Raw genomic sequence first — 22294 nt, forward strand, 5'->3', positions numbered from 1 at the left:
CTTCTCGCCTTGGTTCTGACCGCCGCGTCGGCGGCGCGGGCGAAGGAGAGCGACCGGCCATTCCTCGCCTATCTCGCCTCGTGGTCGGAGGTGACCACGCAAGCGCCCGCCGAGACGCTGCTCGCGCGCCTGCCCGGCTATTTCACCCATGTGGCGCTGGGCTTCGTGAAGCCCGATCTCGCCTATTCCGGCAATCTCGACCTCGCCGGCACCGGGCTGGCCTTCCCCTATTCAGGCGCTGTGCTGAAGGGCGCCATCGCCGAACTCAAGGCGCGCCATCCCTCGGTGCGCGTGCTGCTCGCCGTGGGCGGCTGGGGCTATTTCGGCTGGGACGCGCGCGATTTCCGGGCGCTGGCCCAGCTCGTCCGTGACCTCGGCGCTGATGGCGTGGATCTCGACTACGAGACCGCCGATGCCGGCTGCGTGCGCAAGCCCGAGGGCGGCATCGCCTGTGCCGACGACCCCCGCTCCATCGCCGTGCTCGCCGACCTGCGGGCTGCGCTGCCGCGGCCCTTCGTGGTCAGCGTCGCCGCCTGGAGTGTGGGGGCCTACGGCGAAGGCCGCTTCGCCTCCGCCGAGCCGCGGTTCGGGCCGTTCGTGGGCATGATGCGGGCGATGCTCAAGGCACCGGAGGCGCAGGGCATCGACCTCGTCTCCATCATGTCCTACGACGCCGGGCCGACCTACAGCCCTGAGGAGGCGTTCCGCGCCTATCGCAGCCTGTGGCGGGGGCCGCTCGCCCTCGGCATCGCCGTCATGCCGTCCGACGCGGGTGGGCCGCGTTTCACCATCGATCGCACGGCCCGGCTGCTAACCCAGGTGATGGCGGATCCCAAGGCGGGCGCGATGCTCTATGGCCTCGGCCTCGTGCCGCCCGGACCGACCAGCCCGGACAATCCCGACTATCGCAGCCTCTCTCTCGCCATCTGCGTCACGCTGGAGCGTCCGGGCTGCGACCAGCCGGTGCCCTGATCATCCGGCCGGCTGCGGATCGAGCGTCGCGACGAAATCGAGCAGGTTACCGCCCGGGAACAGGTGCCCGGCGATGCCCGCCGCTGCCGCCGCTGCCATGTCGGAGGGCTGATCGCCGATCAGCAGGCTCTCGGCCGCCGCTACCGGCCAGTGGGCCATGAGGTCGAGGATCATGCCCGGCGCCGGCTTGCGCCAGGGATGGACGGCGCGATAGGCCGCCACGGTCGCCTCGGGATGGAAGGGGCAATAGCGCCAGTCATCGATCCGTGCCCCGTCCCGGGCGAGGTCCTCGGCCATGAAGCGATGCAGAGCCTCAACGTCGGCCTCGCCGTAGAAGCCGCGCGCGACACCCGACTGGTTGGTCACCACGAACACCAGGTAGCCGAGATCATTGAACCGGCGCACCGTCTCGCGCGCGCCCGGCGTCCACTCCAGATCCGCAGCCCGGTGAGCATAGCCGGTGTCGAGGTTGAGCACGCCGTCGCGATCGAAGAATACCGCGGGACGGCGATGGGGCTGGCTGGTCAAGTCGTGTCGCCTTCTGTCCGACCAAGGAAAGTGTCCGTGCGGTTTTGCAGCACGCGGCCTGCAACCTGCGGGCTGTTCATGCGAATCTGAAAATATCCGAAGTATCTTCAATGTAAATTCACGCGCGCCATGTCATTCTCAACCTTGGCACGCGCTCCGGTGGGAGCGATGTCTGGCGGGTTTCCACCTCGTTTCCGGAGCCGTGGGGAGCACCGGGAAGGGAGTGAGTTCTGACGACGTTCAAGTCCATTCTTGAAAGCCGCATGCCGCGGCTTTTCGCGTTCGCCTGCCCGTGGATCGACGAGCGGGTTGCGCGCGATCCCGCAAGCGAGGTCGGGCTGCTGAAAATCCTGGTGTCGCCGGGGGAAACGGTGTGCGACATCGGGGCCAATCGCGGCCTGTTCACCTACTGGCTGCTGAAGGGCGGCGCCCACGTGCTTGCCTTCGAGCCGAACCCGCGCCTTGCGCGGATACTGCGCCTGCGCTTTCCCGACGAACTGGCCGACGGTCGCCTGCGCCTGTTCGAGACCGCGCTCGGCAGCGCCAGCGGCGAGGCGGTGCTGCACATCCCGGAGGGGATGTCGCCGCTCGCCACCATCGACGGCAATCTCGCCAGCGGCCTGCCGGGGACGGTGGACGACGTGCGGGTGGCCCTGAACCGGCTTGATGCGTGTGTGGATGCGCCGGTGAGCTTCATCAAGCTCGACGTCGAAGGCTATGAGAGTGCCGTCCTTCAGGGCGCGACCCGCGTTCTGGCGGAGAGCCGGCCGACCTTGCTGGTCGAGGCCGAGGAGCGGCATAGGGCCGGCGCGGTCGCCGACGTCGCGCGGATGCTGGCGCAGTTCGGCTATGAGGGGTTCTTCCGCTTCGGCGGGGCCATGAGGCCGCTGGCCACTTTCGACCCGGCCGTCCACCAGGCCCGCGAGGCGCTGGTTCCCGACGGGTCCCGCACGCGGCGCGACGCCGTTTATGTGAACAATTTCATTTTCGCCGCGCGGCCGGAGATCATCGCGCGGCTGAAAGACTGGTCGGCCTGACGCCCCGGCATCGCCGGGGCGCGCAACATTCGCCGAACGCCGCCGGGCATCGCCTCAGGCGGCCGGAACGCCGCCTTCGGAGAGCACGCGGCCCTGCGGATGCAGCGCCACGTAGTTGCCGAAAGCGCTGGGGCAGGTCGCGAGCGGCTTCAGGACGCCGTCATCCTGCATGTGGAAGAAGCGGTAGCCGTGCGCGGCCAGCGCATTCCAGGCCGCTTTGGTATCGCCGCCGTCCGCAACGAGGGTGGGGCAGTTCATCTCGAAGATGACCGTCGGATGGAAGGCATCCAGCGTCTTCGCCGCGCCGCCGATCACCCGGTCTTCGGCGCCTTCCACGTCGATCTTGATGCAGTCGACGCGGGCCACGCCGGCATCCGCCACCAGATTGTCGAGGGTGGTGATCTCCACTTCCTCGCTCTCGGTGCTGGTCCCGTCATTGATGAGCGAGAAGGCCTGCGGGTCGTCGCCGAGCGGGTTGTGGAACAGCACCGCCTTGCCCACTGCGTCCGAAATCGCCTTTGGCACGATGGTGACGTTGGTGAAGGCGTTGAGCGCCAGGTTCTGCTTCAGCTGCTGGCCGGCATCGGCGCCGGGCTCGGCCGCCACCACGCGGCTCGCGATGGTCGCCGCCTTCAGGGTGAACAGGCCGATATTGGCGCCCACGTCCACGAACACGTCGCCGCGCCGCAGGAACTTGTCGAGATAGCGCACCTCGGGCTCCACATTGTCGCGGAGCAGATAGATGGAGGTGGTGGTGAAGCGCAGGTCGGCCGGCAGCTTCAGCCGGGCGCCGGGGGTGATCTCGGCGATCGGGCTGCGGCCGAGGGCCACATGCAGGGCGAGGGAAATCGCGCGTCCCGTCACCGTCAGAGGGGCCTCGCGGAATGCCGGTTCGTTCACGAGCTTCTTCACTCGTCTCAACATCTTCAAACCCCCTCACGCTTTTCGCCGGTCGCGGACTGGAACGTCTGCCGGACACCGGGCCGCCCGGCCCCCCGTTGGGCGGTGCAGCATCGATCACGAATGTAGGAATAGACAGACCTTGCCGGGGTTCGGCAAGGCGGTAAAGGCGACTTCCGGCGAAAAAGCCGGCTGCCGCGTGCTCCTTTCATCCCGGCCGTTCGGCCGTGACCTTGCCGGGCGTTGCGCGCCGGCCGCTCATGACCCGCAACAGCGGCCGCTCGACCGCCAGATGGACCAGCACTGAGATCACCATGGCCGCGCCCACGGCGGCGACCCCGCAGGCGATGTAAAGGGCGGGACCGGAAAGCGGCAGAGACGGCGCCAGGCGCACGAACACCTGCCCCACGGCGGAAAGCACCATGCCGTGAACGAGATATAGCGAATAGGAGGCGTCGCCCAAAAGCGCCAGGACGGCCACCCGGGGCACCGGGCGGGCCCGTTCCAGAACCAGCGCGCCCGCCACCACCATCGCCGCCGGCACGCCCCAGCGCAGCATCCGCGTCTCCGGCGGCACATCCCCCTGCGACAGGAGCGAGATGAAGCCGCAGCCGATCAGGACAAAGCCCCAGCCGCGCGGGATCGGCGCGCCGTTCAGATACCAGAGCCCGAGGCCCAGGCCGAATACGAACTCCAGCATGATGGACGACGTGTAGAAGGCGAAGAAGGGATTGTTGCTCGGCGCGGCGAATCCGAGGACGGCGAGGGCCGCGATGACCACGCCGACCCCGACCACCCGTCGCTCCTGCGGGAGCAGGAGGGCGATGCCCCACAGCAGGTAGAAGAACATCTCGTAGTTCAGCGTCCAGCCGGGCACCACGAGGGGCTCGAGCGTACCCAGCACCGGGTGTCGGGCCGGCAGAAACAGGTAGGAGGCGATGATGTGCCAGGCTTCGGCCTTGCCGCTCTTCACGAGCTGCGGCGCGAGGAGGAGCAGCGCGAGGCTCGCGGTGGTCACGATCCAGTAGAGCGGCACAATGCGCACGAGGCGCTTGTGGTAGAAGCTGCCGGTATAGCCGTCCCGCTCGTAGGTGGTGACCAGCATCAGGAAGCCCGACAGCACGAAGAAGATGTCCACGCCCGCCGCGCCCGATTGCGGCCAAGGTGCTTCGAGACCCAGCCGCTGAAGCGGTGCGCCGAGATGGAACACCACCACCATGAGGGCGGCTATGGCGCGCAGGACCTGCAGCGACTCAAGCATTCCGGCCTCCCGACCGCTCAACGTGCACCCGGGCTGCGCCCAAGCGTGACATGACGCGCACCGCGCCCGCCGACACGCGGACCCTCACGCGAGACAAGATGGGTCTCCGCGCTCCGGCTGAAGCGGGATAGGACCGTCACCGGCGCGGCCGGCGCGGCGCGTCGCTGACGGTCGAGATACACGATGAGCGCCATGACTACGCCCAGCTCACCGGGGGTGAAGACCACCGAATACACGGCCGAGCTGACGATCAGGTAAAGCACGTAGTCGGCGAGGGCGAGGGTGAAGGCGTCGGTTAGGTCCCGCGTCAGGCGGAACACATAGACGAAGCACCAGCCGTAGAGCACCGCGAGCAGCGCCGCGCCGATCACCCCATACTCGAAGATCACGCCGATCCAGCCAAGGTCGGCGATGAAGAACTGCCCGTTGCCGAAGATGTCGTTGAGCGTGGTGGTGCTGAAGCGGGTGGTGGCGCCGACGCCGAAGGTCCAGCGCATGGGGTCGTCGCCGAGGAAGCCGAACGCCAGCGCCGACGAATTCTGCCGCACTGAGAGCGAGGCGCCGAGCGCGTTGGTTGCCCCGTCGAGGGAGCCCGAGAACAGGCCGAGTTTATAGGCCAGAAGGCCCGTGCCCGCGGCCGCGCCGACCAGCGCAGCGCCGATGACGAGGCGGCGGAGCATCGGCGGCAGGGACATGGTCATGCCGAAGGCCACCACCACCACCGCCGCACCGATGGCGGCGCGCTGCTTGAAGATGAACAGCATGGGCAGGAAGGACACCGCAACGCCCAGCGCGAACAGCACGTTACGCCGCAGGATGAAGGAGCGGGCCAAGAAGAACACCAGGATCATGCCGAAGAACATGGGCATGTAGACGCGATAGCCGCGCTCGAGATCGAAGAGCAGCAGCTTGCTGTCCGCCGGATTGTTGGAATACCAGGAGGTCGGCGCCGCGAGATAGATCAGCACCATGAGGATGAAGGTGCCCGCGCCGAACGCCAGCACGATTTTGCGGATGCTGGAGGGGTTGACGGCAAGCAGGGCGAGCAGGGCGGAAAGGCTGAAATAGTAGGTAAAGGGCCAGGCCTTGATGGTGGTGGTCAGCGCATCGAGGAAGCCGTTGCCGAGCTGGATCATCGACACCATCGGCGTGAAGCCGAGCGCATAGGCGAGCACGGTGAGGAAGGCCCCGCTCACCGGCAGCTTGAGCCGGGCCACGGCATAGAAGGCGAGCGGCAACGTGAGGAAGGGCCAGGCCTTCGAGAGAAGGTAGGGCGGCGGATACTCGTTGAGATAGTAGAAGACCTGCGCAAACAGCGGCAGGGTGCCGGCGAGCACGAATTTGGCGAGGAGCGCTGCGTCATGGTCGAGCCGGGCATCGCCGGGGGAAAAGGCGGCCACGTCCCGCCGCAGGGGCATCACCACGCGCGGGCGAGCGGCGGGGCTTTTGCCGGGTGCGCCGGTGCCACCTGGGCCGGGAATGTCCGCCGCCCCGCCCGCCATCAGGGGCGGTCCGCCGCGGCCGGCTTCATGCCATAGGCGGCGGGATTGACCTTCGCCTTCGCCGCCACCCGAAAGATGGGCAGCGAATCCACGAACACCCGTTCGATATGGGTACTGGGGCTCTGGATCAGCCGGTAGAGCCACTCCAGGCCGAGCTTGCGGAAGGCTGGGCTCGCCCGCTGCACCAGACCGGTGAGGAAGTTCAGCGCGCTGCCGACGCACAGGCCGGTGCCCACCGCGTTGCCGCGCGCGCGGATCATGTGGGCGAGATATTCCGACCGCGGCGCGCCCACCACGAGGAAGACATAGCGCGCCGGGTGCTCCTCCACGAAGCGGATGGTCGCCTCCACCGCCTGCGGGTCGTCGATGAAGCCCATGGGCGGCACGTGCATGTGGAGGGTGCGCAGACCGTAGCGCGCAATCAGGCGGCGCTTCATCTCGTCATTGCCGCCGATCACCGTCACCGCGTCGTCGGGCGTGATGACATGCTCGAACAGGTAGGTGGAGAGATCGCTGCCGGGGCACAGCGGGATGTCGAGGCCGAAGAGGTTGCGGGCGAGCCAATGGGGCGCCGAGCCATCGAGGGTGTGCAGACCGGCGGCCTCGAGCGCGGCGGCGAAACGCGCATCGCCACGCTCGTTGAGCCGCACCAGATGGGAGGCGTTGGACGTCACCACATAGGCGAACGGCGATCCCGGCGGGCGGGCGGCGATGGCCCGCGCCGCGCCGGCCACGTCCAGGCAATCGAATGGCACCTTCAGGAAGGTCTGCGTCCGGACGGAACCGACGGCCTCACTCTCCGCGAACATGATGGTCCAGCCTTTTGCGGTGCCGCTCCGCTTGCGGCACGGATGATGCGCGACCGCGGTCCGTCCGCGCAGGTCTACTGCAGGAGCGAGCTTGCGCCGCCGGTCTGGGTGTAGGAACCGATCGTATAGCTGAACTGACGCTGGAACGGCACCACCTTGGTGATGAACTGGTCGATCCAGAGATTGACTTCGGCGATCGAGGAGCGCGGCACATAGATGATGTCGCCGGTCACGAGCGGCACATCGTTGGCGTCGAACCCGGTCTGGATCACGTCACGCACGTTGATGAGGCGCAGCATGGGCTCGTTGTTGGGCCCGCGGCGGATGAGCGCGACCTGTCCGGTGCGCGCCTCTTCGGTGAAGCCGCCGGCCTGGAGGATGCCCTGCAGAACGCTGGTGCCCATGTCCGCGAGCTTGAAGGCGCCGGGATGGGCCACCATGCCGCCCACATAGACGCGTGCCGAGACCGCTTCCTCCAGCGAGACCACCACCTTCTGGTCGACAAGCTCCTTGCGGGACTCGCGGCGGATGTAGTCCTGCACGCTGGACAGGTTGCTGCCTTCCACCCGGATTTGGCCGATGGCCCGCGGCGCGATGGAGCCGTCGGGACCGACGGTGAGATCCTCGTCCATTTCGCGGGTGATGAAATACTTGACCTTGATCTTGTCGCCCGGCCCAAGCCGATAGCTCGGCACCTGGTCCGTCCACGGCTTGAAGCGGTCGGAATTCACTTCGGTGAAGCGCAGTTCGTGCCCCGTGGTGAAGGGCTCAGTGCCCGTGTTCTGCGATGTCGCGATGGCGGCGCAACCGTTGAGAATGCAGAGGCTGACGAGGGCGAGCCCGATGCGGGAGAGGGCGGCGGCACGGCGGCGGGATGCGGCGCCGATCATCTCCGGTGCCGTTCCGCGCGCGGTGTGTCTCCCGTCGCACTGTGGCAAGACCATCGACAACCCCCGGAACGAATCATAAGCGAATGGTTAACGCGCAAACAAACCGTGTGTCGGCCGCCATCGGCAAACCGTCAACAGAAGAGCCTGCAGCGAGAACCGTCGAACGTGGTAAAGGCACCCTAAAGGGCCATGGTTAACGTTCGCTTATTGGCGGGGCGGCGATTGCTGCGATGCAGAAATCCCGTGGCTGTCCAAACGCATAAGGGGCGCTGACGCGCCCCTTTGCCATTAGGTCTTGCAGCTTCAGGATGCAGTTTAGGCGCGTCTATACAGCCAGTTGGGAAGATAATAGCGGCGCCCGAGGAAGATGAAGCCGAACAAGAGACCGCCGCTCTCGATCACCGAATCACGCAGGTGGAGTGCGGCCGGCTTGCGGGTGCGCTCGGCCTGCACGGCCATCACGTTGCCGTCCACCAGCTGGGAGAAGCGCTGGGTGACGAGGGAGGCGCGCGGCAGGTTCGAGCAAACGACGATGCAGTCGAACGCCTGCTTCAGCTCTGCCATCATCATCTCGGCCTCGGCGATGGGCAGGCGCAGGTCGAGGAGCGGTGAGCGGTCGGCCTCCGCCGCCACCCACAGGAGAGGCACCGGCGTCGCCACCACCGCGACGCCCCCGCGCACCGCGCTGTCCCCCCCGACCAGCGGATAGGGCGTCGCCGAGCACAGATCCACGAAGAGGGTGCGCTTCTGGCGCTGGCGCGCGAATTCCTCGGCGAGGGAGCGCGCGAACCACGGCAGGGCATCATCGTCCTCGGGCGAGAGGAAATGGATGGCGCGCAGCGGCTGGTCGTCGATGCGGGTGTCGAGGAGAAGGGTGGCGCAACTGCTGATGGCACGCTCGGTGGCAAGGGAGTCCGGCTGCTCCCCGGTGTCGTCCAGCACCGCGATGGCCGGCATCCCGAGCGCGCGCTCGGCCTCGCCCGGCATGATGAACGAGGTGCGCAGGGTGGAGGCGATGGCACCCGCAGCTCCGCCGAACAAGAGGCCGGCGAACAGGCCGGCCGCAACCAGTGGCAGCGCGAGCGACCGCTTGGTGACGGCCGAGCCAGCATCCTGCACCACCCGCACCGACGACTGGCGCGACTGGGCCGCTGCCTCCTCGATGGACGCGGCCACCGCGCGACGCTGATACTCGCGGAAGCCCTCGCTCAGAGAATCGCGCCGGCGGTTCAGCTCGATGAGGGGAGTCTCGGCGGCGCGCAGGGCGGCGAGGCGCTCCTCGGCCACCCGCTGCTGCTGCACCAGCTCGCCCTTCTGACGGGCGAGCGAGTCCTGTTCCACCCGCAGGCTCAGGATCATGTTCTGGATGTAGTTGACCTGCGGATTGCGTATCGCGCGATCGGTGTTGTAGCGCCGCTCCGAGCGGCTCTTGATGCGCGCGCGGATGGTCACGATCTGCCGGTCGAGATCACGCAGGAGCTGGCTGCCGGGGGCATATTGGGAGGACACCCGGTCGCGCTCGAGCAGGAGCTTGGTGAGGGTGTTGTTGTCCTCGTCGCCGGGCAGCGCATCGGTCTTCTCGGAGAAGTCGAACACCGAGTCCGGCAAGGCGGCGAGCTGCTTCTCCGCCTCGGTGAGCTGCGCGGTGACGGCGACTTCACGCTCGGCGACCTGGCGGCGGCGCTGGAGGATGCCGTCCACCTGGTTGGACGCGAGGATCGCATCCTGACTGAACTCGATGATGCCGACCTTGGCCTTGAGCTTCTCGATCTGGGCGTCCACGGAGCTGAGGTCCTGGCGGAAGCGCTCCACCTCCAGCTTGAGGATCTTGGCGGTGGGATTCTCGAACAGCCGGCGCCGGACCGACAGATAGTTCTTCACCAGGGCGTCGGCGGCCTCCACCGCCACGTCACGGTCGGGATTGGTGAAGCTGACGCGGATGACGTTGGAATCCGCCAGAACGGAGGCCCGCAGGCTCGCCTGGAACCGCTCCACCGCCTTGTCCACGGCGTCCTTGTCAGAGCTGAACATGCGGGTGATGGCGGAGAAGCGGCCGGGCGGGAACAGGCGATCCATGCCCACCTGCTCCACCGTGGCGCGGACCACGTCCGCGCTCTCGATGATCTGCACTTCGGATTCGACCTGCTTGAGGCCCTCGATACTCAGCACCGAGGGACCCGAATCGGTCACGTTCTGGGCGTTGGAGACCTCGCGGCTCACGATGACCATGAGCAGGCTTGAGGCGGTGTATTCGGTGCGGCTCGTCACCGCCGCGCCGATCGCGATGGCGAACGGAAGCGCGGCCGCGAGCAGCACGATACGGATGTGGTAGAAGGTGGCGATCAGGAAGTCGCGGACCGTGAAACCAAGGGATCCGGATGCGACGGCGGGGGATGAATCCGTGGCGTCCGGCTGCGCCGCGTGCGGCATCAACATGCTTCCCCCTGAATGCTCCGCGGCGCCGGCCAGCTCTCTGGTCATCACTTCGCACCTCGGTTGAGGCGCGGCAGCACGGTCGAAATCTCGCCGTGAGACTGCCGGAGCGCCATTACTTTAGCGTTAACCACCTGTTGCGAAAAGCGATGCACCGGGCGCGCGGACCCTCGTCTCAGAATGCACGCGGCATGGTGCGCAGGACCGCCAGCGCGGAGCCGATGGCGAGCTGGGAGGCGAACACGGCCGTGGCGATGGCTGCGCCGATCATGCCGAAGGACGGGATGAGCAGCACGCACAGGATCAGGCAGACCACCGTCTGCGCCACCGTGAGCCAGCGCAGCAGTCCGCCGTGGCCCGCCATGGCCAGCACGATCTCCTGGCAGGGCAGCAGGGCATAGACCAACTGGCCCACCGCAAGGATGACCAGAGCGGTGGCGGCAATCTCGAAGCCCGGGCCCACGAGGTGCAGGATCATCGCCGGAAAGAAGAACATGCCGAACAGCAGCGGCGCGCTGAACACCGCGATGGCGAGGCGGACCTTGCGGTTCAGCTGGCGCAGGGCGTCCCATTGGCCCTGCCGGTGGCGGGCGGCGAAGGAGGGGGCCGCCACGCTGCCGATGGAGGCGCTCACCACCCAGGTCAGCATGGAGATGCGGCTGGCCACGCTGAAGGCGCCGACCTGGGCCGGCTGGCCGAAGGTGGCAAGCAGAAGCACCGGCAATGAGGGCAGGAGGATCTGCACCGTCTCCACCACCGCCAGGGGCATGGCCGTGCGCCACAGCGCGGGCAACTGCTCCGCCGTACCGTCCATATCCGAGGGGGTGTCCACGAAGCGGTGGCGATCCCGCCACACCAGCACCATACCGATGAGCGCGGCCGCGACGTTTGCCACCGCCAGCGCGATCAGGACACCCTCGAGGGACTGCACCCCGGCGAGCAGCGCCGCAAGGGTGAAGCAGGGCCAGAGCCCATTCTGCACCAGCTGCCCCCAGGCGCTCTTGTGCAGGCCCATGAGGGCATTGCCGACGAAATAGCACATCGCCTGGGGCAGGATGATGAAGGCGGCGAGGAACAGGGGGCGGGCCGCCTCGGGATCACGGAAAAGGCGAGTGGCGATCGGCTCCGACAATGCGCCGGTGATCAGGGAGACAACCAGCCCGATGACGAGCACGGCCACTCCGCCGGTCAGCAAGGCGTGCCGCGCGGCGCGCCCCTTGCCGATGGCGAGTTCTGCGGCCACGTGGCGCACCACGGCCCGCTCGAAGCCGCCGCGCGAGACAGTGGCGAAAACGCCGACCCAGGTGAGGCAGAGGAAGAAATAGCCGGAATCATGCACGCCCAGGATGCGCGCGCCGAGCACGTAGAGGCCGAGCTTGCCGACCAGTTCGAGCCCGCGCGCCATCATGGCCGCGAGATAGATGCCGTAGGTGTTGATAAGCCCCATGGCGGAGCGGAGCTGGGCGGCGCTCACGGGCGGAACGATCCGGTCCGGGCCGCCGGTAGGCCGAGGATCGATCCCCGCGCGGCAGGTGCCCGCAACCTGCCTGCGCCATTCTCGTCCGTTCTCGCCACCCGAGCCCCCGTCGCCGCTATCCTGCCCCGGCGAGCTCGTGGCCCCACCGGTGCCGGACCGGTTCCGCAAAGCAGCATCCGGCCCTATGAGGGAGCATTAGTGCGCACGCGCGGCCAAGGGAAGCGGTAGCACAGGGGTTGCCGCTTTTTGGGGCGGGAGCGGGCGGCGCGGGAAACGGGAGGCGGCCTATGGCGGGACGAACCGGAGGCAGGCGAAGCGGGCACGCCCCAGCGGGGCGCAGCTTCATGAGCCTCTTCGTGGGGGTACTCATCCTCGGGCTGATGGCAGGTCCGGGGCGTGCGCAGGCCCCCATGCAGAGCTTCGGCGACATGCCGGCGCGGCCGCGCATCGATCCGGATGTGGACCCCTATCCCTTCGATCCGTTCCTCTCGCTGCGCATCTACCTGCGCCAGCGCCTTCCGGCCGGATGGTGGGCGCGCGACCCGGTTTACGACGCCGGCGCCTTTACCGTTGTGGTCAACATTCCCGAGAACTGGCGGGGCAATCCCACCTCCGCCATGCTCCAGCTATGCCCGCAGCCGACGAGCGCCCTGTGGCAGGGCATCACGCTGATCGAACTGAAACCGTTCTTCCACAAGAGCCCGTGGCCGTCGGTCTCGTGCCGCAAGTGACGCTGCCTCAGGCGCGGCGCAGCCTCAGAGATTGATCTCGCTGCGGAGCGACCGGTGCACGTGGACCGGGGAGGCCGGCGCCATGTGACGGCCGGACGTGCGCTCGAAGCCGAAGACGACCGCCATCGCGACGAAGGCGAAGAAGATGATGCTGCTCGCCGTGCTCAGCGTCAGAACGAGGCTGCCCAGCGCGACGAACATCTCCGACGGGTGGGTCACCACCGCGAACAGCAGCGCGAAGGCGAGAAAGGCCGGGAAAACGGCGCGAATGATCCACATGGCGAGGCCTCCGAGTTTGACGCTGTCCAGTGCCAAAATGTCACAGATAATCTTAACGTTAACATATAATTTACCATTTTGAGAAGGGCATGAAGGTGCCGCGCGCGCTCGCATAACGAGGCGATGAACGGAGCGGTTCCTGCGGGGGAGGGCGGGGCGGGGGCGGGATCGGCCCGGTCAGACGGGGTGTGGCGGCGGGCTGGCGTCAGGCCGCAACCCGCGCCTCAAGCCTTCGCTGCGAAAAGCCCCAAAATGAAAGGACCGCCGCGCCGGTCAGGCGGGCGGTCCCGGTAACAGCCGGAGATGCGGTGAGCGTCAGATCTGGCGCTCGACCATCATCTTCTTGATCTCGGCGATGGCCTTGGCCGGGTTGAGGCTCTTCGGGCACGCTTGGGCGCAGTTCATGATGGTGTGGCAGCGATAGAGCCGGAAGGGGTCTTCCAGATAGTCGAGCCGCTCGCCGGTGCGCTCGTCGCGGCTGTCCTTCAGCCAGCGGGTGGCCTGGAGGAGGGCGGCGGGGCCGAGATAGCGGTCGCCGTTCCACCAGTAGCTCGGGCAGGAGGTGGAGCAGCAGGCGCACAGGATGCACTCGTAGAGGCCATCCAGCTTCTCGCGGTCGTCCTTGGACTGGCGCCACTCCTTCTCGGGGGCGGCGGTGTCCGTCTGGAGCCAGGGCTCGATGGAGGCGTGCTGGGCGTAGAAATTGGTGAGGTCGGGCACCAGATCCTTCACCACCGGCATGTGCGGCAGGGGATAGATGTTGACCACGCCCTTCACCAGCACCTCGTCCATGCCCTTGGTGCAGGCGAGGGTGTTGGTGCCGCCGATGTTCATGGCGCACGAGCCGCAGACGCCTTCGCGGCAGGAGCGGCGGAAGGTGAGGGTCGGGTCGATCTTGTTCTTGATGTAGATCAGGCCGTCCAGCACCATCGGGCCGCAATCCTCGCGATCGACGTAATAAGTGTCGATGCGCGGATTCTTCCCGTCGTCCGGATTCCAGCGATAGATGCGGAACTCGGTCAGCTTCTTGGCGCCGGCGGGCTTCGGCCAGGTCTTGCCGGTCGTGACCTGCGAGTTCTTCGGAAGAGTGAGCTCAACCATGGGACGTCCTGAAGCGCTGGAGCGGTGACCGCCCGCAGGAATTCTTGCCATGGCCGCGCGCGGCGGGCGTTCCCCCCGGCGCGCGCGGTCGAGTGGGGCGTCAGTACACGCGCTTCTTCGGCTCGATGTACTGGATGTCGTTGGACAGCGTGTAGGTGTGCACGGGGCGGTCGTCGAGCCGGACGGCACCGGAGGCCGGGTCGAAATAGGCCAGCGTGTGCTTCATCCAGTTCACGTCGTCGCGGTCCGGGAAGTCCTCGCGGGCGTGGGCGCCCCGGCTTTCCTGACGGTTCGCCGCGCTCTCCATGGTGACGATGGCCTGCGAGAGGAGGTTCTCGTATTCCAGCGTCTCGATGAGGTCGGAGTTCCACACCAGCGAGCGATCGGTGACGCCGATGTCGCTGGAGTCCTTGAACACGTCGTGGATGAGCTTCTTGCCTTCTTCGAGCACCTCGCCGGTGCGGAAGACGGCGCAGTTGTTCTGCATCACCTTCTGCATGGAGAGGCGCAGCTCGGCGGTGGGTGTGCCGCCGGAGGCGTAGCGGTACTTGTCAAGGCGGCCCAGTGCCAGCTCGGCGCTGTTTTCCGGCAGGGGCCGGTGCTTCTCGCCGGGCTTCACCAGCTCGGCGGCGCGCAGGCCGGCGGCGCGGCCGAACACCACGAGGTCGATCAGCGAGTTGGAGCCGAGGCGGTTGGCGCCGTGCACCGAGACGCAGGCGGCCTCGCCGATGGCCATCAGGCCAGGCACCACCTTGTCCGGGTCACCCTGGCGCTTGTCCAGCACCTCGCCGTAATAGTTCGTGGGGATGCCGCCCATGTTGTAGTGCACGGTCGGCAGGATCGGGATCGGCTCACGCGTCAGGTCCACGCCGGCGAAGATCTTCGCGCTCTCCGAAATGCCGGGCAGGCGCTCGTGGAGGATCGCGGGATCGAGATGGTCGAGGTGGAGGAAGGCGTGGTCCTTGTTCTTGCCGACGCCGCGGCCCTCGCGGATTTCCATGGTGATGGAACGCGAGACCACGTCACGCGAGGCAAGGTCCTTGGCCGAGGGGGCATAGCGCTCCATGAAGCGCTCGCCCTCGGAATTGGTCAGGTAGCCACCCTCGCCGCGGGCGCCTTCGGTGATCAGGCAGCCCGAGCCGTAGATGCCGGTCGGGTGGAACTGCACGAATTCCATGTCCTGCAGGGGCAGGCCGGCGCGCAGCACCATGCCGCCGCCGTCGCCGGTGCAGGTATGGGCCGAGGTGGCGGAGAAGTAGGCGCGGCCATAGCCGCCGGTGGCGAGCACGGTGAGGTGCGCGCGGAAGCGGTGGATGCTGCCGTCGTCGAGCTTGATGGCCACCACGCCGCGGCAGCGGCCTTCCTCATCCATGATGAGGTCGATGGCGAAATATTCGACGAAGAACTCGGCCTGGTGCTTCAGCGCCGCGCCGTAGAGCGTGTGCAGCATGGCATGGCCGGTGCGGTCCGCCGCGGCGCAGGTGCGCTGGGCGGTGCCCTTGCCGAAATGGGTGGTCATGCCGCCGAAGGGGCGCTGGTAGATCTTGCCGTCCTCGGTGCGAGAGAAGGGCACGCCCCAGTGCTCCAGCTCGTAGACGGCCGCCGGCGCGTTGCGCACGAGGTATTCGATGGCGTCCTGGTCGCCCAGCCAGTCCGACCCCTTGACGGTGTCGTACATGTGCCATTCCCACTTGTCGTCGCCCATGTTGCCGAGCGAGGCGGCAACGCCGCCCTGGGCGGCGACGGTGTGGGAGCGGGTGGGGAACACCTTGGTGATGCAGGCGGTGCGCAGGCCCGCTTCGGAGCAGCCCACCACGGCGCGCAGGCCCGCGCCGCCGGCGCCGACCACGAGCACGTCGTAGGTGTGATCCTCGATGGGGTAGGCGGCGCCGTTAATGCCGGGCGCGGCGGCCCCGTTCGTTGCGGTATCGGCCATGTGTCAGCCTCCCAGGCTGATCTTGAGCACGGCGAAGGCGCCGGCGAGGGCAACGGCAATGCTGAAGAAGGTGTTGGCCACGATGAGCAGCACCTTGAGGCCTTCCGTATGCACGTAGTCCTCGATGACCACCTGCATGCCGATGCGCATGTGCGTCGTAACGGAAAGCAGCGTCAGAAGGATGATCACCGCCACCAGCGGATGACCGAGCGTCGCGCGGGCCGCGGCGTAGCTCTGGCCGGCCACCGAGATCACGATGATGATGAAGGCGATGGAGAGCAGGAGGTTCGCGGCGCCGGTGAGGCGCTGCGTGAAGAAGTGCTCGGTGCCCGACTTCGCGGCGCCGAGGCCGCGGACGCGGCCGAGGGGCGTGCGCATGGTGGTGCGTGCGGGCGCGGGGCCGGAATGGGGGGTGCTCATGGCGTTCTCCTCAGCCCTTCAGCGCGAGGCCGATGATCCAGACGACCACGGTGAGCACCACCGAGCCGGCCAGGGTGGCCTTGGCGAGCAGAACGCGCTCCGGACCGAAACCGTGGATGAAGTCCCAGATGAAGTGCCGGATGCCGCCGAGCGCATGGTGCAGCAGCGCCCAGGTGAAGCCGAAGAGGACTAGGAGGCCGATGGGCGAACCCGCAACCGCGGCGAAGGTGGCGTAGGCCGAGGGGGACGTCGCGGCCGCGAGCAGCCACCATACGAGGATCGCCATGCCGAAATACAGGCCGACGCCCGTGATGCGATGCACAATGGACATCATCATCGTGAACAGCGGACGGTAGATCTGTAGGTGTGGCGATAGGGGGCGATCAATGCGCTGAGGGCTGTCGGCCATGGGGCCTCCTCCTGAAAAATCGATCGATCAGGTATCTCAATCGTCGTCTCTTCGCAACGATTCCAAAGCACCTTGGGCGGCTTTAAAGACCGTTACGCAGTGGCCGGCAATTGGATGATCGTCCTATGTCCGCGCTTGTAGCGGCCGATTGCTGCGGTGCCAACGCCCCACCGGGGGCCGGATCGCCCCGCGCGCAAGGGAATGTGATGCCTTCGCGGATCGGCGCGACGCAGAACTGTTGCGGGCGTGCGGGCAGGCGGGCGAAAAAAAACGCCGGGCAAGCCCGGCGTTTTCTTTAGGTCGCGACTGGATCGGTCGATCAGAAGCGGTAGGTCACGCCCGTACCGAAGATCCAGGGATTGATCTGCGCGCTGCCCTGCAGGTAGGCACCGCCGACGGTCTGCAGCAGGAAGTCGGGCTGCAGGAAGATCTTCTTCACGTCGACGTTGAAGCCCCAGTGGCGGTCGATCATCCAGTCGAAGCCGGCCTGGAGGGCGAAGCCCCACGCATCGTTGACCTTCAGCGAGGAGAAGGCCGGGTTGGTGGCATCCTGGCTGAAGAAGGCGGTGTAGTTCACGCCTGCGCCGATATAGGGCTTGAACGGGCCGAAGTCGGTGAAGTGGTACTGCAGGGTGAGGGTGGGGGGCAGCAGCCACACCTTGCCGACCTGGCCGAGGCCGGTGATGGTCCCCGCACCATTGATGTCGTGGGGTGTCACGCCCAGAATGAGTTCGGCGGCGATATTCTTCGTGAAGTAATAGGTGATGTCGAGTTCGGGAACGACCGAGTTGGAGATGGAGAGGTCGGAGCCGGGAATGCCCGTCACCGAACCGCCGGCCTCCGGCACCACGTAGAGAGCGCGCACACGGATCTGCCAGGGGCTCAGCGGCTCTTCAACCGCGGGGGCCTTGTAGACCGGGGTGGAAAGATCGGCGGCCGTCGCGCTGCCGGCAACGAGGGCGCTGAGCCCCGCCGCGAAAATGATACCAAGTCCGAGCTTCGACATGCCCCGCTCCCACAAGCCCTTTGAGATAACTGATGGGAAACACTTCCTCCTGCGAGGCGCTGTTCAGTTTGATCTAGATCAAATTGGCGGCGGAGCTGCCGCGTGTGTGGCCGCAATGACACACCGCCGCCCCGCCGCCGCCGTATTCGCAGGGCAAGCCTGGACGCGATGGCAGGGGCGGCCGCCGCGCTGAATTCTATTTGTTTCAAGAGGCTTATTGCGCTCATGACGGTCCTTGCCGCCCTTGTCCGCCACCGACCGGCCCCCGATGCTTCGACTTTAGACGTGTGGCAATCGTGGCTGCGGCGGGGCGCCGCTGGCAGCGGGATGTTCCTTGCGAGTCTCTTTTTGTTCCTGTTTTGGTCGGTTTTTGCTCCGGCCCATGCGGAATCGGTCAAAGACCTCAGGCTTTCCGTCAACGGGGAGACCCGCCGTTATGTGGTTGTGACACCCGACGGCGTCACCACGCCGGCGCCCACGGTGATCGCGCTGCATGGCGCGGCACAGACGCCGGAGAGCTTCCGCGCCTATTTCGGGCTCGACGCAGCCGCGGCAAAGCACGGATTCGTTGCCGTCTATCCGGAAGGGGAGGGGCGGACGTGGAACGATGGCCGCCCGGCGGCCATGCGGCTCAAGATGATGCTGCGGCCGGGCGACGATGTGGCGTTCCTCGTCGCGCTGGCGCGGCGTCTGGCGGCGGACGGCATCGCCGATCCGAACCGCATCTATCTCACTGGCATCTCCAACGGCGGCTTCATGGTGCAGCGCATGGCCTGCGAATACAGCGAGCTGTTCGCCGCCTACTCGGCCATCATGTCCACCGCCCCGGCCAACTATAAGGAGGAGTGCCAGCCGTCGAAGCCGGTCTCCATCCAGTTCATCCACGGCACGGCGGATTCGGTGATCGGCTATAACGGATTCTGGACGCCGCTGGGCTCGACCCTTTCGGCGCCCGACAGCGCCCGTCTCTATGCCGCATTGGACGGATGCGGGCCGGCCACCAGCACCAAGCTGGCCGACCTGGCCCCGGAAGACGGCACCACCGCCGAGCTGCGCCGCTGGGAGGGGTGTCGGGATGGCAGCGCGGTGGAGCTCATCACCATCGAGCGCGGCGGCCACCAGTCGCCGGCCATGGTGGAGACCAAGCCGGATCTCGCCACGCCATTTCTCGGCCTGCGCAGCCACGACATCGATGCCGGCGAGGAGGTTTGGCGCTTCATGTCGGTCTTTGGCGGGCTTCCGGCCCCAGCGGCGCCGGCCGCGCCGCCGCGCAAGCCGAAGCCCAAGCCGGCCACCTCAGGCGCCGCGGCAAAGCCGCCGGCGCCGACCGACGGAAGCAAGCCGTCGGAAACGAAGTCGCCGACGGCCAAGCCCCAGGGGGCGAGCGCCGCACCGCCCGCGACATCTGCCGGGGCGGCGGCGGCGTCAGGTGCGACCGGTCAGCGCGGGATCAGCGCCCAGTAGTCGAGATCGAGGATGACGCTCGGGTCGTAGTCGCCGTTCTCCGCCTTGAAAGGGAAATCGGCGGTCGGCCGGTCCTTGGTGGCGACGGTGCGCAGGCGCAGCGCGCCCACATCGTCACGGCCCGGCAGTTCCTGCGCGTCCAGCACCTCGCTCCAGGCATGGACGGTGAGGCCGGCGAACAGCGGCGCCACATGCCGGCCGCCGTTGATGGCGGCGATGTGGAAGGCGTTGGCGAGGCCGTTGAACGAGAGCGCGCGGGCGATCGAGATCACATGCCCGCCGTAGATGAGACGGCGGCCGAAGCGGCCCTGGCCTTCGGTGAACTGGTTGAAATGGACCTTCGCCGTGTTCTGGTAGAGGCGAGTGGCGATCATGTGCTCCGCCTCCTCCACCGTCATGCCGTCCACATGGTCGATGCGCTCGCCCACCGCATAGTCGCTGAAGCGGGCGGTGGAGCCGGACAGGTCGTCGCGCCAGCCGGCGAGGTCAAGCACGGGCACGGCGCCGCCGAGGGCATCGGGCGCGAGCGCCGCCGGAAGGGTCGGCACCACGGGCTCCGGCGCGGGCAGGGAAGGGTCGGCCTTGCGCACCATCACCCAGCGCACATAGTCCAGCACCTCGGTGCCATCCTGGTTGAAGCCCACGGAGCGGACATAGACGACGCCGCTCTGGCCGTTGGAATTCTCCCTGAGGCCGATGACCTCGGAGACGGCCGTGAGCGTGTCGCCGGGATAGACCGGGGCAAGAAAGCGCCCGCCGGCGTAGCCGAGGTTCGCGACTGCGTTGAGCGAGATGTCCGGGACCGTCTTGCCGAACACGGTATGGAACACGAGCAGATCGTCCACCGGAGCGGCGGGATAGCCGATGTCCTGGGCGAAGGTGTCGGCCGACTGGACCGCGAAGCGGGTGCCATACAGGGCACTGTAGAGGCTCACATCGCCCACCGTGACGGTGCGCGGCGTCGCGTGGCGGATCACCTGGCCGACGCTGAAATCCTCGAAGAAATTGCCCCGGTTGGTCTTGCTCATCTAGGGTCCCCCAATTCGTCGCCGCATGTTGCAGAGCCCGTGGGTGCGACGCAACAGGCCGAAGGGAGAACGTGCCGAATCTCGGCCGCGATGCGGGATCGGCTTGACGCATACCCCCCTAATAGTCCTCATGGGGCGTTCCGAGGCGGTGCTGGGCCGCTCCGGGAAAACGCAGCGGGCAAGAGGGGGCATTCGTGTCGGGTTCGGCGAGCCAGAATCTGTCGTTCAAGGCCATGATCTTCACGGCCTGCCTGTTTCCCTTCTACATCCTCGCCGCGACGCTCACCAATTCGGCGGCGATCCTCACCGACCTCCTTGCCACCTCCTTCGACCTCACGGCGCTCACCGCCTGCTGGCTGGTGCTGAAGCTCGCCCACAAGGCCCATGCGGGCAAATATGCCTACGGCCTCGGCAAGCTGGAAAACCTCGCCGAGCTGATGATCGCGCTGCTGCAGACCATCCTGGTGGTCATCGCCGGCACCCGCGCCATCATCCGCGTGATGCACCCGGAGGGCGTGGATGGCGCCGAGCTGGGCCTGTTCGTGGCTGCCATGGCGGTGATCGGCAACGTGATCCTGAACCGCAAGGCGACCCGCCTCGCCCACGAGACCCATTCCCCGGTGCTGGCCGCCCAGGCCCGCGTCCACCTCGTCTCGGCCATCGCCTCGGGCTCGGTGTTCACGGTCACGGTGATCCTGTCGATCTTCAACAACATCCCGATCCTGTACTACCTCGATCCGCTGGGCTCGTTCGTGGTCATCGGGTTCATGATCTACAACATCTACGCCATGCTCTCGAACTCGGTGGCCTCGCTGCTCGACCAGGCCATCGACGAGGCGGGGCAGTTGCGCATCCTCAAGGTGCTCACCACCCACTTCGACGATTTCGACGAACTGGGCGACATCCGCACCCGGCAGTTCGGCGGCAAGATGTTCGTGGAGCTGCATCTCGGCTTCGAGAGCGACTGGACGGTCGCCCGCGCCCGCGCCGTGGTGGCCAAGCTCACCGAGTCGGTGAAGCGGGAGTTCCGCGAGGCCGGCGACGAGGTGGACGTGTCCATCGTCCTCATGCCCGGCCATGCCGCTTCTGCCGAGGCGAAGGCGGTCTGATCCGCCGTCGCGCGTCTCCGATCGGCGATCCCGGATCGGCGCTCCCCGATCGGCGATCCCTTGGCGCGGGCTCAGTGCTCGGAGAGCACCACCTCGTCCGACCACTCGCCTTCCACTTCCTTCACGATGGCCTGCCCGCAGATGACGCGGCCCTGAACGGTGTCGAAGGTGAGCGTGGGCGCGCCGTGGAGCTGCCAACCCCGGTTGAGAGCTGCGGACACGCGCTTGCAGAAGGCGGCGTCGTCAGGGCCGGTGAGATAGCGATAGAGCTTCATGGTTCAGTCCCCCCGGGGGTGTCAGAGCCGCGCGCCGATGCGACGGGCGACGGCGTCGCGCTTGTCCTGGAAGCCCTGTGTCCGCCCCCGCACTTCCTCGACGAGGCGGGGATCCTCCTGGTCGCGGGGCGGGAAGGGCGGTTCGGGCTGGTATTCGATGGCGAGGGTGATGCGCCGCGCTTCGTCCTCGCCGGCGATCTCGCTCGCCAGTGCCAGCGCCAGGTCGATCCCGGAGGAAACGCCGGCGCCGGTGAGGCGATTGCGGTCGATCACCACCCGCTCCTCCACCGGAATGGCGCCGAGGTGGGCGAGCTGCGGCAAGGACAGCCAGTGGCAGGTGGCGCGGTAGCCCTTGAGCAGCCCCGCGGCGCCAAGGATCAGCGAGCCGGTGCAGACGGAGGTCACGTAGCGCGCGCCGTCCGCCATCTCCTGCAGGAAGCCGAGGGTTTCCCGGTCCTCCATCAACTCCAGCTGGCCCGGCCCGCCGGGCACGAACAGCACGTCGCAGTCGTGGATTTCCTTAAAGGCGGCGGTGGGCATGATGGACAGGCCCGCCACGTCCTTCACCGGCCTGGTGCTCGTCTTCCAGACAATGTCGATCTTCGCGCCGGGCAGGCGCGCGAACACCTCGAACGGGCCGGTGAGGTCGAGCTGCGTCATGTCCGGATAGGCGACCATGACGATGTGCAGGGGCGCGGGAGCGGTCGGTGCGGCGGGCGTGGTCATT

Annotated in this window: 22 protein-coding genes; 5 read left to right on the plus strand and 17 right to left on the minus strand. The window is 67.3% G+C overall.

What is annotated here, in order from left to right:
* Positions 1 to 9: 9 nt before the first annotated feature.
* Positions 10 to 972 (plus strand): glycoside hydrolase family 18 protein, encoded by a 963-nt coding sequence (locus ACE3QW_RS21435; protein WP_374253870.1) that lies wholly within the window; start codon positions 10 to 12, stop codon positions 970 to 972.
* On the opposite strand, the gene ACE3QW_RS21440 is transcribed toward ACE3QW_RS21435, so the two are convergent.
* Positions 973 to 1500: an HAD family hydrolase gene (locus ACE3QW_RS21440; protein WP_374253872.1), complete on the minus strand. Its 528-nt coding sequence runs from the start codon at positions 1498 to 1500 to the stop codon at positions 973 to 975. It abuts the gene before it with no gap.
* Positions 1501 to 1763: 263 nt separating this feature from the next.
* Between ACE3QW_RS21440 and ACE3QW_RS21445 the strand changes: the two genes are divergently transcribed.
* The gene (locus tag ACE3QW_RS21445; protein WP_051678753.1) at positions 1764 to 2537 is read left to right on the plus strand and encodes an FkbM family methyltransferase; all 774 of its coding nucleotides are present in this window, start codon (positions 1764 to 1766) and stop codon (positions 2535 to 2537) included.
* Between the two features lie 54 nt (positions 2538 to 2591).
* Here the strand turns inward: ACE3QW_RS21445 and ACE3QW_RS21450 are convergent, their stop codons facing one another.
* From ACE3QW_RS21450 to ACE3QW_RS21480, 7 genes are all read right to left on the minus strand, one after another.
* A complete protein-coding gene (locus tag ACE3QW_RS21450) occupies positions 2592 to 3437 on the minus strand; it encodes an FkbM family methyltransferase (protein ID WP_245279260.1) in 846 nt (281 codons plus the stop codon).
* 208 nt (positions 3438 to 3645) lie between these two features.
* Entirely contained in the window at positions 3646 to 4698 is a 1053-nt protein-coding gene (locus ACE3QW_RS21455) for an acyltransferase family protein (protein ID WP_374253875.1), read from the minus strand.
* A 17-nt stretch (positions 4699 to 4715) separates the two neighbouring features.
* On the minus strand, positions 4716 to 6200 hold the full coding sequence (locus tag ACE3QW_RS21460; RefSeq protein WP_374253877.1) for a hypothetical protein: 1485 nt from the start codon (positions 6198 to 6200) through the stop codon (positions 4716 to 4718).
* Positions 6200 to 7009 (minus strand): WecB/TagA/CpsF family glycosyltransferase, encoded by an 810-nt coding sequence (locus tag ACE3QW_RS21465; RefSeq protein ID WP_374253878.1) that lies wholly within the window; start codon positions 7007 to 7009, stop codon positions 6200 to 6202. Before ACE3QW_RS21465 ends, ACE3QW_RS21460 begins: the two co-directional genes overlap by 1 nt.
* A 74-nt stretch (positions 7010 to 7083) precedes the next feature.
* Positions 7084 to 7899: a polysaccharide biosynthesis/export family protein gene (locus tag ACE3QW_RS21470; protein WP_245279259.1), complete on the minus strand. Its 816-nt coding sequence runs from the start codon at positions 7897 to 7899 to the stop codon at positions 7084 to 7086.
* A gap of 315 nt (positions 7900 to 8214) precedes the next feature.
* Positions 8215 to 10335: an LPS biosynthesis protein gene (locus ACE3QW_RS21475; protein WP_029555312.1), complete on the minus strand. Its 2121-nt coding sequence runs from the start codon at positions 10333 to 10335 to the stop codon at positions 8215 to 8217.
* A 172-nt stretch (positions 10336 to 10507) separates the two neighbouring features.
* Positions 10508 to 11806, minus strand: a complete 1299-nt coding sequence (locus ACE3QW_RS21480) for a lipopolysaccharide biosynthesis protein (RefSeq protein WP_374253881.1) — start codon at positions 11804 to 11806, stop codon at positions 10508 to 10510.
* 347 nt (positions 11807 to 12153) lie between these two features.
* Here ACE3QW_RS21480 and ACE3QW_RS21485 point away from each other — a divergent pair, with 347 nt between their 5' ends.
* Entirely contained in the window at positions 12154 to 12540 is a 387-nt protein-coding gene (locus ACE3QW_RS21485) for a hypothetical protein (protein ID WP_374253883.1), read from the plus strand.
* A gap of 24 nt (positions 12541 to 12564) precedes the next feature.
* Here the strand turns inward: ACE3QW_RS21485 and ACE3QW_RS21490 are convergent, their stop codons facing one another.
* From ACE3QW_RS21490 to ACE3QW_RS21515, 6 genes are all read right to left on the minus strand, one after another.
* Complete coding sequence (locus tag ACE3QW_RS21490) at positions 12565 to 12819, minus strand: hypothetical protein (RefSeq protein ID WP_029555309.1); 255 nt, start codon at positions 12817 to 12819, stop codon at positions 12565 to 12567.
* Positions 12820 to 13134: 315 nt separating this feature from the next.
* Positions 13135 to 13920: a succinate dehydrogenase iron-sulfur subunit gene (locus ACE3QW_RS21495; RefSeq protein WP_029555308.1), complete on the minus strand. Its 786-nt coding sequence runs from the start codon at positions 13918 to 13920 to the stop codon at positions 13135 to 13137.
* Positions 13921 to 14020: 100 nt separating this feature from the next.
* The gene (gene sdhA / locus ACE3QW_RS21500; protein WP_029555307.1) at positions 14021 to 15856 is read right to left on the minus strand and encodes a succinate dehydrogenase flavoprotein subunit; all 1836 of its coding nucleotides are present in this window, start codon (positions 15854 to 15856) and stop codon (positions 14021 to 14023) included.
* A 3-nt stretch (positions 15857 to 15859) separates the two neighbouring features.
* The gene (gene sdhD / locus ACE3QW_RS21505; protein WP_024280383.1) at positions 15860 to 16276 is read right to left on the minus strand and encodes a succinate dehydrogenase, hydrophobic membrane anchor protein; all 417 of its coding nucleotides are present in this window, start codon (positions 16274 to 16276) and stop codon (positions 15860 to 15862) included.
* A 10-nt stretch (positions 16277 to 16286) separates the two neighbouring features.
* Entirely contained in the window at positions 16287 to 16685 is a 399-nt protein-coding gene (sdhC, locus tag ACE3QW_RS21510; RefSeq protein WP_024280382.1) for a succinate dehydrogenase, cytochrome b556 subunit, read from the minus strand.
* A gap of 319 nt (positions 16686 to 17004) precedes the next feature.
* Positions 17005 to 17691 carry an OmpW family protein gene (locus ACE3QW_RS21515; protein WP_281809383.1) on the minus strand — a complete coding sequence of 229 codons (687 nt, stop codon included), beginning with the start codon at positions 17689 to 17691 and terminating at the stop codon, positions 17005 to 17007.
* 438 nt (positions 17692 to 18129) lie between these two features.
* Here ACE3QW_RS21515 and ACE3QW_RS21520 point away from each other — a divergent pair, with 438 nt between their 5' ends.
* Positions 18130 to 19155: a PHB depolymerase family esterase gene (locus ACE3QW_RS21520; protein WP_374253886.1), complete on the plus strand. Its 1026-nt coding sequence runs from the start codon at positions 18130 to 18132 to the stop codon at positions 19153 to 19155.
* Here the strand turns inward: ACE3QW_RS21520 and ACE3QW_RS21525 are convergent.
* Positions 19131 to 20183 carry a MaoC family dehydratase gene (locus tag ACE3QW_RS21525; protein ID WP_374253888.1) on the minus strand — a complete coding sequence of 351 codons (1053 nt, stop codon included), beginning with the start codon at positions 20181 to 20183 and terminating at the stop codon, positions 19131 to 19133. The two genes, ACE3QW_RS21520 and ACE3QW_RS21525, sit on opposite strands and share 25 nt — an antisense overlap.
* A gap of 194 nt (positions 20184 to 20377) precedes the next feature.
* On the opposite strand from ACE3QW_RS21525, the gene ACE3QW_RS21530 reads away from it, so the two are divergent.
* Complete coding sequence (locus tag ACE3QW_RS21530; protein WP_374253890.1) at positions 20378 to 21292, plus strand: cation diffusion facilitator family transporter; 915 nt, start codon at positions 20378 to 20380, stop codon at positions 21290 to 21292.
* 71 nt (positions 21293 to 21363) lie between these two features.
* On the opposite strand, the gene ACE3QW_RS21535 is transcribed toward ACE3QW_RS21530, so the two are convergent.
* On the minus strand, positions 21364 to 21567 hold the full coding sequence (locus ACE3QW_RS21535; protein WP_024280377.1) for a DUF1737 domain-containing protein: 204 nt from the start codon (positions 21565 to 21567) through the stop codon (positions 21364 to 21366).
* A 21-nt stretch (positions 21568 to 21588) separates the two neighbouring features.
* Positions 21589 to 22293 (minus strand): DJ-1/PfpI family protein, encoded by a 705-nt coding sequence (locus tag ACE3QW_RS21540; protein ID WP_374253892.1) that lies wholly within the window; start codon positions 22291 to 22293, stop codon positions 21589 to 21591.
* Position 22294 lies beyond the last annotated feature (1 nt).

The sequence above is a fragment of the Xanthobacter sp. genome, from assembly GCF_041911315.1.
In the GTDB taxonomy this organism is placed as follows: domain Bacteria; phylum Pseudomonadota; class Alphaproteobacteria; order Rhizobiales; family Xanthobacteraceae; genus Xanthobacter; species Xanthobacter aminoxidans.

Bases quoted from the DNA above. Each gene is read 5' to 3' on its own strand.
- ACE3QW_RS21445 (WP_051678753.1), top strand. From the start codon at position 1,764: ATGCCGCGGCTTTTCGCGTTCGCCTGCCCGTGGATCGACGAGCGGGTT.
- ACE3QW_RS21455 (WP_374253875.1), bottom strand. From the start codon at position 4,698: ATGCTTGAGTCGCTGCAGGTCCTGCGCGCCATAGCCGCCCTCATGGTG.
- ACE3QW_RS21460 (WP_374253877.1), bottom strand. From the start codon at position 6,200: ATGGCGGGCGGGGCGGCGGACATTCCCGGCCCAGGTGGCACCGGCGCA.
- ACE3QW_RS21465 (WP_374253878.1), bottom strand. From the start codon at position 7,009: ATGTTCGCGGAGAGTGAGGCCGTCGGTTCCGTCCGGACGCAGACCTTC.
- ACE3QW_RS21470 (WP_245279259.1), bottom strand. From the start codon at position 7,899: ATGATCGGCGCCGCATCCCGCCGCCGTGCCGCCGCCCTCTCCCGCATC.
- ACE3QW_RS21475 (WP_029555312.1), bottom strand. From the start codon at position 10,335: ATGTTGATGCCGCACGCGGCGCAGCCGGACGCCACGGATTCATCCCCC.
- ACE3QW_RS21485 (WP_374253883.1), top strand. From the start codon at position 12,154: ATGAGCCTCTTCGTGGGGGTACTCATCCTCGGGCTGATGGCAGGTCCG.
- ACE3QW_RS21490 (WP_029555309.1), bottom strand. From the start codon at position 12,819: ATGTGGATCATTCGCGCCGTTTTCCCGGCCTTTCTCGCCTTCGCGCTG.
- ACE3QW_RS21495 (WP_029555308.1), bottom strand. From the start codon at position 13,920: ATGGTTGAGCTCACTCTTCCGAAGAACTCGCAGGTCACGACCGGCAAG.
- sdhA (WP_029555307.1), bottom strand. From the start codon at position 15,856: ATGGCCGATACCGCAACGAACGGGGCCGCCGCGCCCGGCATTAACGGC.
- sdhD (WP_024280383.1), bottom strand. From the start codon at position 16,276: ATGAGCACCCCCCATTCCGGCCCCGCGCCCGCACGCACCACCATGCGC.
- sdhC (WP_024280382.1), bottom strand. From the start codon at position 16,685: ATGGCCGACAGCCCTCAGCGCATTGATCGCCCCCTATCGCCACACCTA.
- ACE3QW_RS21515 (WP_281809383.1), bottom strand. From the start codon at position 17,691: ATGTCGAAGCTCGGACTTGGTATCATTTTCGCGGCGGGGCTCAGCGCC.
- ACE3QW_RS21525 (WP_374253888.1), bottom strand. From the start codon at position 20,183: ATGAGCAAGACCAACCGGGGCAATTTCTTCGAGGATTTCAGCGTCGGC.
- ACE3QW_RS21535 (WP_024280377.1), bottom strand. From the start codon at position 21,567: ATGAAGCTCTATCGCTATCTCACCGGCCCTGACGACGCCGCCTTCTGC.
- ACE3QW_RS21540 (WP_374253892.1), bottom strand. From the start codon at position 22,293: ATGACCACGCCCGCCGCACCGACCGCTCCCGCGCCCCTGCACATCGTC.